The organism is Streptomyces caeni, assembly GCF_042678285.1.
GTDB classification, from domain to species: domain Bacteria; phylum Actinomycetota; class Actinomycetes; order Streptomycetales; family Streptomycetaceae; genus Streptomyces; species Streptomyces caeni.
Map to the genome: position 1 here is coordinate 58734 of NZ_JBHUDX010000072.1, position 10326 is coordinate 69059.

Annotated in this window: 9 protein-coding genes and 3 pseudogenes; 6 read left to right on the forward strand and 6 right to left on the reverse strand. The window is 70.0% G+C overall.

What is annotated here, in order from left to right:
- Window positions 1-9: 9 nt before the first annotated feature.
- The 3 genes from ACFSL4_RS24775 to ACFSL4_RS24785 are packed head-to-tail and all read right to left on the reverse strand — an operon-like array spanning window position 10 to window position 2778.
- Complete coding sequence (locus ACFSL4_RS24775) at window positions 10-921, reverse strand: ABC transporter ATP-binding protein (protein WP_381087025.1); 912 nt, start codon at window positions 919-921, stop codon at window positions 10-12.
- Entirely contained in the window at window positions 918-1826 is a 909-nt protein-coding gene (locus ACFSL4_RS24780) for an ABC transporter permease (protein ID WP_381087027.1), read from the reverse strand. The genes ACFSL4_RS24775 and ACFSL4_RS24780 overlap by 4 nt, the downstream gene beginning before the upstream one ends.
- The gene (locus tag ACFSL4_RS24785; RefSeq protein ID WP_381087046.1) at window positions 1816-2778 is read right to left on the reverse strand and encodes an ABC transporter ATP-binding protein; all 963 of its coding nucleotides are present in this window, start codon (window positions 2776-2778) and stop codon (window positions 1816-1818) included. The genes ACFSL4_RS24780 and ACFSL4_RS24785 overlap by 11 nt, the downstream gene beginning before the upstream one ends.
- A 264-nt stretch (window positions 2779-3042) precedes the next feature.
- Here ACFSL4_RS24785 and ACFSL4_RS24790 point away from each other — a divergent pair, with 264 nt between their 5' ends.
- Window positions 3043-4797 carry an SDR family oxidoreductase gene (locus tag ACFSL4_RS24790; RefSeq protein WP_381087030.1) on the forward strand — a complete coding sequence of 585 codons (1755 nt, stop codon included), beginning with the start codon at window positions 3043-3045 and terminating at the stop codon, window positions 4795-4797.
- 549 nt (window positions 4798-5346) lie between these two features.
- Complete coding sequence (locus ACFSL4_RS24795; RefSeq protein ID WP_381087033.1) at window positions 5347-5907, forward strand: RNA 2'-phosphotransferase; 561 nt, start codon at window positions 5347-5349, stop codon at window positions 5905-5907.
- A gap of 488 nt (window positions 5908-6395) precedes the next feature.
- Here ACFSL4_RS24795 and ACFSL4_RS24800 read toward each other — a convergent pair whose 3' ends face one another.
- On the reverse strand, window positions 6396-6683 hold the full coding sequence (locus tag ACFSL4_RS24800) for a hypothetical protein (RefSeq protein WP_381087036.1): 288 nt from the start codon (window positions 6681-6683) through the stop codon (window positions 6396-6398).
- Window positions 6684-6910: 227 nt separating this feature from the next.
- Here ACFSL4_RS24800 and ACFSL4_RS24805 point away from each other — a divergent pair, with 227 nt between their 5' ends.
- The gene (locus ACFSL4_RS24805) at window positions 6911-7225 is read left to right on the forward strand and encodes a hypothetical protein (RefSeq protein ID WP_381087038.1); all 315 of its coding nucleotides are present in this window, start codon (window positions 6911-6913) and stop codon (window positions 7223-7225) included.
- Between the two features lie 221 nt (window positions 7226-7446).
- Window positions 7447-7722, forward strand: a pseudogene (locus ACFSL4_RS24810) (LLM class flavin-dependent oxidoreductase); the annotation flags it as partial.
- 79 nt (window positions 7723-7801) lie between these two features.
- On the opposite strand, the gene ACFSL4_RS24815 reads toward ACFSL4_RS24810, so the two are convergent.
- A complete protein-coding gene (locus ACFSL4_RS24815) occupies window positions 7802-8713 on the reverse strand; it encodes an LLM class flavin-dependent oxidoreductase (protein ID WP_381087041.1) in 912 nt (303 codons plus the stop codon).
- Between the two features lie 118 nt (window positions 8714-8831).
- Window positions 8832-9008: pseudogene (locus ACFSL4_RS24820) on the reverse strand (response regulator transcription factor); the annotation flags it as partial.
- Window positions 9009-9098: 90 nt separating this feature from the next.
- Here ACFSL4_RS24820 and ACFSL4_RS24825 point away from each other — a divergent pair.
- Window positions 9099-9215: pseudogene (locus tag ACFSL4_RS24825) on the forward strand (LLM class flavin-dependent oxidoreductase); the annotation flags it as partial.
- A gap of 77 nt (window positions 9216-9292) precedes the next feature.
- On the forward strand, window positions 9293-10180 hold the full coding sequence (locus ACFSL4_RS24830; protein ID WP_381087043.1) for a Cof-type HAD-IIB family hydrolase: 888 nt from the start codon (window positions 9293-9295) through the stop codon (window positions 10178-10180).
- The last annotated feature ends 146 nt before the right edge of the window (window positions 10181-10326 follow it).

Sequence of the window (10326 nt, forward strand, 5' to 3'; positions counted from 1 at the left end):
TTCGGCCTCCTACGCCGCGACCAGGTACGAGAACACGGATTCGAGCGACTCGTCGGACGGCGACACCGTGAACAGCCGGACGCCGTGCTCGCGCGCGACCTTCGGCAGCAGGGCGGTGAAGCGGCCGAAGTCGACCGCCTGGATGCGCAACGCACCCTCGGCGAGGTCCACTTCGATGCCGGACGTCGACGGGTCGGCGATCAGCGCGGCCGCGAGGACGCGGTCGTCGCTGGAGCGCACCAGGTAGCGGTGCGGCCGGTCGGTCATCAGGCGGCGGATCTTCCGGAAGTCGCCGCTCGCCGCGTGCCGTCCGGCGACGATGACCTCGATGTGCGTCGCCAGTTGCTCGACCTCTTCGAGGATGTGGGACGAGAACAGCACGGTGCGGCCCTCCTCGCCCATGTGCCGCAGCAGCTCCATGAGCTGCATGCGCTGGCGCGGGTCCATGCCGTTGAAGGGCTCGTCGAGCAGCAGCAGGGACGGGTCGTGCACGAGGGCCGACGCCATCTTCACGCGCTGGCGCATGCCCTTGGAGTACGTGGCGATCTTGCGGTCCTGCGCGTACTCCATCTCCACGGTGGCGAGGGCGCGCTGGGCGGCCTTCGCGCCCAGCCCGTGCAGCTCCGCGTTGGCGACGACGAATTCGCGCCCGGTGAGGAAGTCGTACATCGCCTCCCGCTCGGGGACGATGCCGATGTGCCGGTAGATCTGCTCGTTGCGCCACACCGGCCGGCCGTCGAGGGTGACGGAGCCGGTGGAGGGGGCGAGGAAGCCTCCCATCATGTTGATGAGGGTGGACTTTCCGGCCCCGTTCGGGCCCAGCAGACCGGTCACGCCGGGGCCGATGGTCATCGTGATGTCGTTGACGGCCACCACGTTGCCGAACCAGCGCGAGACATGGTCGATGGAAAGCGTGCTCACAGTCCGGCCTTTCGGTAGCGGCGGATCAGCAGGCCGTAGCTGCCCGCGATGAGCCCCAGGACGACGAGGAGGAAGACGACGCCCTGCGCCGCCGAGGGTCCTTCCCCTGAGGGGAAGGACGAGGTCGCGCCGAGGAAGGCGGTCTGCACACCGTCGATGAGCGTGACGGGTGAGAACAGCCCCATCCAGACGGCGGTGGCGGAGTTGCCGGAGTGCACGTCGGCGATGGCCTGGATGGTGGAGACGGCCCCGTACGAGATGGTCAGGACGGCGATGACGGCCGCGATTCCGAAGCCGCGCCGGGGCGTGGCCGCGGCGATGACCAGGCTGATCCCGGAGAACAGCAGGGAGAGCAGTGCCACGGAGACCAGCCCCTCGGCGAACCCCTTCGTCTGGTGGGAGAAGTCGAGCTTGGCGAGCAGCGCGCCCACGTAGAGGACGAGCAGCGGCGTGCCTGTCAGCATGAACATCGCCGAGGCCAGGGCCGCGTACTTGGCGCGCACGTAGTCGGCGGTCTCGATGGGACGCGAGAAGTACAGCGGAACCGTCTTGAAGCGCAGGTCGCGGGAGACCGACTGGGGCGCCTGGGAGGCGACGTAGAGTCCGATGACGGCCTGCATGATGATCGCGTAGCGGGTGTACTCGACCGGCAGGTCCTTCGCCTTGGTGGCGACCGCCACCGCGACCATGATGAGCGCGGGCGCGCACATCACCACGAACAGCAGCATCGGCAGCACCTTGGACCTGGCCGAACGGCCGAGGCCGTAGGCGCCGCGCAGGGACTGCGAGTACAGGGAGCGCCGGGCGTAGGCGCGGCCCAGGCGCGGGCCGTCGTACGAGCGGTAGCCGATGTCGTGGATCCGGGTCTGCTCGGCCGTACGGGCCGTGGGCTGCTCAACCGCCATGGCCGACCGCCTCCTTCCGCTGCTCGTCGCTGTCCTTGAAGACCTCCGCGATGTGGTGCCTGCGCTGCTCCATGCGGACCAGGCCGAGGCCGAGGTCGGCGACGACGTCCCGGATGAGGTCGTACGTCTGTTCGCCCTCCGCGGTCAGCAGCAGGATGTGCCCGGCGCCCGGCAGTCCGCTGCCGTCGTGCGTGGTCACCCCGTGCGCGTGCAGGGCCTCGCGCACCGCGCGGGTGCCGTCCGGGTGCTCGTCGCTGTCGGTGACCTCGATCGCCAGGGTCGCGGTGGTCTGGGTGAAGTCCCTGGTGGAGCTGGAGCGCAGGAGCTTGCCGCCGTCGATGATGACGACGTGGTCGCAGGTGCGCTCCAGCTCGCCCAGCAGATGGGAGGTGACCAGGACCGAGATGCCGAAGTCGGTGTGGATGCGGCGGATCAGGCCGAGCATCTCGTCGCGGCCGACCGGGTCGAGGCCGTTGGTCGGCTCGTCGAGGAACACCAACTGCGGGTCGTGGACCAGCGCCTGGGCGAGCTTCACCCGCTGCTTCATGCCGGTCGAGTAGCCGCCGATGGGGCGGTAGCGCTCCTCGTACAGGCCGACGTGGCGCAGGGTGTCCGCGGTGCGCTCCCGCGCGGCCGCCGCGGGCAGACCGGACATGCGGGCCATGTGCACGACGAACTCGGTGGCCGACACATCGGGCGGCAGGCAGTCGTGCTCGGGCATGTACCCGACGCGTTCACGGATGGCGCCGCCCTTGGTGGCGACGTCGAGTCCCAGCACCTCGGCGCGGCCCTCGCTGGCGGGGGACAGACCCAGCAGGATCTTGATCAGTGTGGACTTGCCGGCTCCGTTGGCGCCGACGAGCCCCGTCACACCGGGTCCGACGTCCACGGAGAGCCGGTCAAGAGCGGTCACCCTCGGGAACCGCTTGCTCAGGCTTTCGGTCGCGATCACAGTCACGTCGTCGACGGTAGTGACACGGGCCACTGCCGTCGTCAGACCGCAGAGCCGTCTGCGCCTCAGACTCCAGTCGTACGGGCCCGTAGGGGTCCCCCTGAAGTCGAACAACCGGGTGGCCGCGCGGGCGGAGTCGCCCCTGTCGTCCTGGTTGTCCACAGGCCCCCGACCGTCTGTTGACGAATTCTCTAACAACTGTCACATTCGCCTGTGTCACGTTACGGGCACATAGTGCGGTCGGTGCCGCTGGACGGAGGACGGGTGACTCTCGAAGGGGCGCGCGAGCGCCGGGTGCGGACGGGCGGGATCGAGCTGTGCGTCGCCGAGCTGGGGGATCCGGCGCAGCCTACGGTCGTCCTGGTGCACGGCTACCCGGACAGCAAGGAGGTCTGGTCGGAGGTGGCGGACCGGCTCGCCGGCCGTTTCCACGTCGTGCTGTACGACGTCCGCGGCCACGGCCGGTCGACGGCGCCGAAGCCGCTGCGCGGCGGGTTCACGCTGGAGAAGCTGACGGACGACTTCCTCGCGGTCGTCGACGCGGTCAGCCCCGGCCGGCCGGTGCACCTCGTGGGGCACGACTGGGGATCGGTGCAGTCCTGGGAGTTCGTCACCGTCAAACGCACCGAGGGCCGGATCGCGTCCTTCACGTCGATGTCCGGGCCGTCCCTTGACCACTTCGGGCACTGGATCGCACAGCGGGTGCGGAGGCCGACCCCGCACCGGGTGGGCCAGTTGCTGGGCCAGGGCGCCAGATCCTGGTACGTGTACCTGCTGCACACCCCCGTCCTGCCGGAACTGGCCTGGCGCGGGCCGCTCGGCAGACGCTGGCCCGGGATCCTGCGGCGCGTCGAGAAGGTGCCCGGCGGCGACTATCCGACCCGCTCGCTGCCCCGGGACGCGGCCCACGGCGCCTGGCTGTACCGCGACAACGTCCGGTCCCGGCTGCGCCGCCCGCGCACCGACGCGTACGCCCACGCGCCCGTGCAGCTCATCACACCCCTGGGGGACGCATTCCTGTCGGAGCGGCTGTACGACGGACTGGAGCGCTGGGTCCCACGGCTGACCCGCCGCACGCTGCCGGCCAAACACTGGATCCCGCGCACCCGGCCCGACCAACTCGCCTCCTGGATCATGGAGTTCGTGACCGCCGTCGAGGGCGGCCGGACGGCACGGACGGCGGCCGGACGGTACGCGGACCGGTTCGGCGGACAGCTCGTTCTGGTGACGGGCGCGGCCAGTGGCATCGGGCGGGCCACGGCCTACGCCTTCGCCGAGGCCGGCGCGCGCGTGGTGGCCGTCGACCGGGACGAGGACGGCGCGGCCCGCACGGCCGAGCGGGCCCGGCTGATCGGTGCCCCCGAGGCGTGGGCCGAGACGGTCGACGTCTCCGACGGGGAGGCCATGGAAAGACTCGCCAAGAAGGTCGCCGCCGCGTACGGGGTGGTGGACGTCCTGGTCAACAACGCCGGGATCGGCCTGTCCGGCTCCTTCTTCGACACCACCACCGAGGACTGGCGAAGGGTCCTCGACGTCAACCTGTGGGGCGTCCTCCACGGCTGCCGGCTCTTCGGGAAGCAGATGGCCGAGCGAGGGCAGGGGGGCCACATCGTCAACACGGCGTCGGCGGCCGCGTACCAGCCCTCGAAGTCGCTGCCCGCCTACAGCACCTCCAAGGCCGCGGTCCTCATGCTCAGCGAGTGCCTGCGCGCGGAGTTGGCCGGGCAGGGCATCGGGGTGTCGGCGATCTGCCCCGGTTTCGTCCACACGAACATCACATCGACCGCCCGCTTCACGGGCGTTGACGCCGAGGAGGAGAAGCGGCGGCAGAAGCGGGCGGCCCGGCTGTACGGCCTGCGCGGGTATCCGCCGGAGAAGGTCGCGGACGCGATCCTGCGGGCCGTCGTGCGCAATCAGGCCGTTGTGCCCGTCACTCCGGAGGCGCGCGGCATGCGCTTCATGTCACGTTTCGCACCACGGGCGCTGCGCGCGGTCGCTCGATGGCAACCGCCACTGTGAGCAGCAGGGTTGACGACCAGCGACTGGTGGCCAACCGTGATTACGGCCTTGTCAAGCCCGATTGACGAGGAGGCCGACCACATGGCCTGCGTCCAGCCGGAGTTGCCGGCCGCAACCTCCATGCACCACCGGACCGTCTTTCGCCGGACCCGGCGCTGCGGATAGGACCCGGGCGGGCCTCGCCCGCCGCTCACCGGATGGCGAACCCACGCTCTCCTGCGACCCATTGTCCGTCCGCCGTGCAGGCCACGGCCGCAAAGCACCGCCCGCGATCCGAATTCCCAAACCCGCCCCGCAGGGGGCCGGTCGGCCTCGGGAAGTCCGGAGTGCGAGCGATCATCGGCACCAAAAGCGCCTTCCGGTCACGGGCCTTGGACCAGATGGCGCAATTCACTATCAGGTTAGCAAAGTTGATCAAAGCGCCTTGATTCCATCACGAGTTGTCCACAGAACCATCAACTTACCTGTGGATAAACACACTTGCTTGTGGATCAAACATCCGGAGCAAAATCACGTGCGTGATCCACGTCTCTCCCGCACGCTGGGGGGATGACGGAAAGGCACCACGAGAGACGCACCATGAAGGTGTCGAAGTATCTCTCGAAACACCTGCGGCACCAGCCGGACCGGATCGGGCTCACCCTCGACGAAGGTGGCTGGGTCGAGATCGACACGCTGCTCGCCGCGGCGGCCGCGCACGGTTTCCGCGTCACACGCGAGGAACTGGACCATGTGGTCGCCACCAACGACAAGAAGCGGTTCGCGATCGAGGGCACCCGCATCCGCGCCAGCCAGGGCCACAGCATCGACGTCGACCTGGGGCTGCCTCCGGCGACCCCGCCCCCGTATCTCTACCACGGCACCGTGGTGCGGTCCCTGGAGGCGATCCGCACCGAGGGCCTCAGGCCGATGAACCGGCACGACGTCCACCTCTCACCGGACCGCGAGACGGCCACCCGCGTGGGCGCCCGGCGAGGCCGCCCGGTCGTCCTCGCCGTGGACGCCGGTGCCATGCACCGCGACGGCCATGTCCTCCGCGTCAGCGCGAACGGGGTGTGGCTCACCGGGGCCGTACCGCCGCGGTACCTGCGCTTTCCGGGACCGCACTGAGGTCCCACCCGGACACCCCGTGCCCGCGCCGGCCGGCTGCGCCTCGGCACCCTGGTGACCTCGGTCATGGGTTTTCACCTGTCGCGGCCCGATTCCTCATGACCGACACCGCCGCACGCGCCGCGCGGCTCCTCACCGGCGACACCGCCGATCTGCACCTGTGCCCGGCACCAGGACGCGGTACGCATCGCCGCGAGCGCTCCCGGTCCCGAGAGGTTCCACCGCCTCGTCGAGAACACCGGCGCCAAACCGACCACGTCCGCCCGCCTCACCCGCGCCTGGCGCCACGGGGGCACGCTGGGCCTCACCGCGGCAATCCCACACCCCCGGCCCGGCGGCGGACGGCCGCGCGCACCGCCCTGAGCACGGCGCTCACAGGGATGACCACCGCCACCCCGTGGCCCTCGGAACCCGGCACGACCGCCTCACCCTCACCGGCCACGGCATCCGGCTCCGTATGGCCCCGCCGCCCGCTGGTACCCCTGCCTTCAGGAAGACGACGGCGAATGGTGGCCGGCGGCGCCGCCCGAAACCGACCCCGTCTCCGCACTCACCGCGGTCCGGCGGCGGCGCCCATGAGCCAAAGGCCATGACGGAGCACGCCTGTCGGACGCCGCGCGCGATGCCAGGGACGGCACGCGGCGGACACCGATGCCGGCGTCCTCGTCCTCGGCCTCGTCGTCCTCGGCGTCCTCGTCCTCGGCCTCGTCGTCCTCGGCGTCGTCGTCCTCGGCGTCGTCGTCCTCGGCGTCCTCGGCGTCGTCGAACGCGACCACCGGCCCACCGGTTTGCGGCAGTTCACCCGCCGCGACCTGATCGTCACTGTTGCCACGGCAGACGTGTCCCTGTTCTATGTGTGACTGAGGTACTTCCGTACCAAAGGAGTGAGGTCACCAGGATTCCACCGGGTGCAGGCGCTGCCTGGGGCAGCAGCGGTACGTGGACGATCCGCCGAAGTCCCCGTGCGGAGTCAGGTGACGGGATCCAGGGAGGAGACGCACAGATGGTCAGTGCTCTGACGCCGGTGTCCGGAGACGGTCAGAAGGCGGAACGCGCAGGCAGGTTCGCCCCGCTCGCCGTACGGGCCACCGGGGCCGGCGACGCGCCGGCGGGCGGGCAGGTGGTCAGCTTCTACGTCGACGACGCCCAGGGGACCGGCACCGACTTCCACGGTGGTTCTCCCGTCATGGTCACCACCGACGAGAACGGGATCGGCCTCACCGACGTACCGCTCAACGCCGGGCACTCCCCGGGAACCGTGCGGATCCGGGCCATGTCCGGAGCAGCGCAGGCCACGTTCACGGTGGAGGTCGTCTGAGCCGGCGCGCCGGTACCCGAGGGGACCGCGTGCCTGTCCCGCGTCCCTTTGGTCGCGCGGACCCCCGGTATGGCTGCTTCCACGATCGCAGGGGCGCCGGTGACGAGACCGGCGGCCTGCATCACGGTGCTGACCCCGTCTGGCAGCAGACCGGAAGGTGACACGTCCGGTGGACTCGATGTGGTCCGGCGCAGCCCAGCCTCGGGGGCCTCGTGCTCCCGTTGGTCAGGTCAGGGGCGCCGGAGCGTAGGGTCGCCGCCAAGCGACTGAGTACCGTGATCCTCCCCATCCACCGGTGGAGCGAGGCTGAGAAGATCTGGCGGCGCGCCGAAGACCTCGGGTTTCACGCCGCCTGCACCTGCGACCACCTCTCCTGGCGCAGCTTCCGGGACAGGCCGTGTTTCGGGGGGGTACCCACGTTGACGGCAGCGGCGGGTGCTACGCAGAGTATGCGACTGGGCACCCTCGTGACCTCGGTCAAGGCTCTTTCGCCCATCGCAGCGTGACCTGCGAAAACCAAACTGCCCTGAGGGCGGAATGCCCCATTGAAACCCGCAGGTGAGGGCCAACGGCCGCTTACCCCAACTGGTCGGGGGCCTCCGTGGCGATCTGCTCGAAGACCTTCTGGTCGGCGGCGAAGTCGGAGTCGGAGATGGGCCAGTGGAGCACGAGCTCGGTGAAACCCAGCTCCCGGTGCCGGCCCGCGAAGTCCACGAACGCATCGAGGGACTCCAGCAGTCGGCCGCGGTCCGGGGTGAAGCCGGTGAGCAGGATCTTGTCGAGTCCCCTCGCGTCCCGTCCGATCTCGGCGCAGGCGTCGGCCAGCTTCTCTGCCTGGCCGCGAATGGCTTGAATCGACTGTTCGGAAGTGCCGTTCTCGTACAGCCTGGGGTCGCCCGTGGTCACCCATGCCTGTCCGTACCGCGCGGCGAGCCGCAGCCCGCGCGGCCCTGTCGCGGCCACCGCGAAGGGCAGCCGGGGGCGCTGCACACAGCCCGGTATGTTGCGTGCCTCGTGTGCCGAGTAGAAGTGGCCCTCGTACGACACGCCCTCCTTGCCGTCCTCGGTCAGCAGCCGGTCCAGGAGCTGGACGAACTCGGCGAACCGGTCGGCACGCTCCCGCGGGGTCCAGGGCTCCTGCCTCAGCACGGTGGCGTCGAAGCCGTTGCCGCCCGCGCCGACGCCGAGGGTGAACCGACCACCGGAGATGTCGTCGAGGGAGATCAGCTCCTTGGCGAAGGGTACCGGGTGCCGGAAATTGGGAGATGTGACGAGGGTTCCCAAGCGCATGCGTTGGGTGACAGCCGCGGCAGCGGTCAGGGTGGGGACGGCGCCGAACCATGGGCCGTCGCGGAAGCTGCGCCAGGACAGGTGGTCGTAGGTGTACGCCGTGTGGAAACCGAGTTCCTCTGCGCGCTGCCAGGCCGCACGGCCGCCCTCATTCCAGCGGCGGTAAGGAAGGATCACGGTGCTCAGGCGCAGGCTCATGCCTCAGAGCCTACGATGGCGCTCGCTGAGCCCGAGACCGCCTCAAGCACCGGTCCGGCATAGGGTGCCGATGGCCGTTGGCGCACGCTACCCGTTGAGCCACGCCTGGCCGAAGCAGCTACACCCAACCGCGCTCACGCGCGTGCCGTACCGCCGCATGGCGGTTCTCCACCCCGAGCTTGGAGATGGCCGAGGACAAGTAGTTGCGTACCGTCCTCGGTGACAGCGCGGCGTGCTCGGCGATCTCCGTGACCGGCGCACCGTCGGCGGCGAGTTCCAGCACCACCGCCTCCCGCTGAGCAGTTCGGTGCGGGCAGATCCGGGTGAGGTCTGATGAGAGCGTCAAGGACCTCACCGACCCCGACCGACTGGGCCGCCGGGGGACGCGGAGCTGGGCTTCACCGACATCGTGCTCCACTGGCCGATTCCCGACTCCGACTTCGCCGCCCACCAGAAGGTCTTCGAGCGGATCGCCATAAAGGCCCCCGCCCAACTGGCCTGATCATGACGGGGCGTGACGGTTCTGGTGAGCAGCGTCACCACTCACATGCGCGGACTCTCGCACGACCGTGCGGGCATATGCGCGAGAATGGGCCAGTGACCTCAGCGACCCGGCAGCCCGAGACCCCGGCCTCCACCCATCCGCCCCGGCTGATCGCGACCGATCTCGACGGCACACTCCTGCGTGACGACAAGTCGGTCTCCGAGCGGACGGTCGCCGCGCTGGCGGCGGCCGAGGACGCCGGGATCGAGGTGTTCTTCGTCACCGGCCGGCCGGCCCGCTGGATGGACGTCGTCAGCGAGCACGTGCACGGCCACGGACTGGCGATCTGCGGCAACGGCGCGGCCGTGGTCGATCTGCACGGCGGCCCCGGCGCCCACCGCTTCGTCAACGTCCGGGAACTGGCCCGGGCCAACGCCGTCGACGCCGTGCAACTGCTGCGGGACGCCGCGCCCGGGACGGTGTACGCCGTCGAGCAGACCTACGGCTTCTACCAGGAACCGTCGTACCCGAAACTGCACGTTGAGGTGCCGGACCTGCTCGCGCCCGCCGAGGAACTGCTGGCGGCGGACGCGCCCGGCGCCCATGAGCCGGTCCTCAAGATCCTCGCCTACCACCCCGAGCTGGAACCGGACGCGTTCCTCACCCTGGCCCGGCTCGCCGTCGGCAGCCGCGCCACCATCACCCGCTCCAGCCCCAGCGCGCTGCTGGAGATCAGCGGACCGGGCGTCTCCAAGGCGAGCACGCTCGCGCTGTGCTGCGCCGAGCGCGGCATCTCCCACGAGGAGGTCATCGCCTTCGGCGACATGCCGAACGATGTGGAGATGCTCACCTGGGCGGGCCGGTCGTACGCGATGGGCAACGCTCACCCGGACGTGATCGCGGCGGCGTCCGCGGTGACGGTCGCCAACAACGAGGACGGAGTGGCCGTGGTCATCGAGCGGATCCTCGCGGAAAGGCTGTAGGCACCGTCGCCCGATCGCCTCTCCCGATCGCCTCTCCCGATCACGTTCCCCGGTCGTGTCCCTGACCGTATCCCCCGCGGTCGCCCGCCCTAGCTTGGCGTTTAACCTCGCTGCTGTTTGTGTTCCTTGATCGTTTCGGCGCGTTT

Bases quoted from the DNA above. Each gene is read 5' to 3' on its own strand.
- ACFSL4_RS24780 (WP_381087027.1), bottom strand. From the start codon at position 1,826: ATGGCGGTTGAGCAGCCCACGGCCCGTACGGCCGAGCAGACCCGGATC.
- ACFSL4_RS24805 (WP_381087038.1), top strand. From the start codon at position 6,911: ATGGTCAGTGCTCTGACGCCGGTGTCCGGAGACGGTCAGAAGGCGGAA.
- ACFSL4_RS24830 (WP_381087043.1), top strand. From the start codon at position 9,293: ATGCGCGAGAATGGGCCAGTGACCTCAGCGACCCGGCAGCCCGAGACC.
- ACFSL4_RS24795 (WP_381087033.1), top strand. From the start codon at position 5,347: ATGACGGAAAGGCACCACGAGAGACGCACCATGAAGGTGTCGAAGTAT.
- ACFSL4_RS24815 (WP_381087041.1), bottom strand. From the start codon at position 8,713: ATGAGCCTGCGCCTGAGCACCGTGATCCTTCCTTACCGCCGCTGGAAT.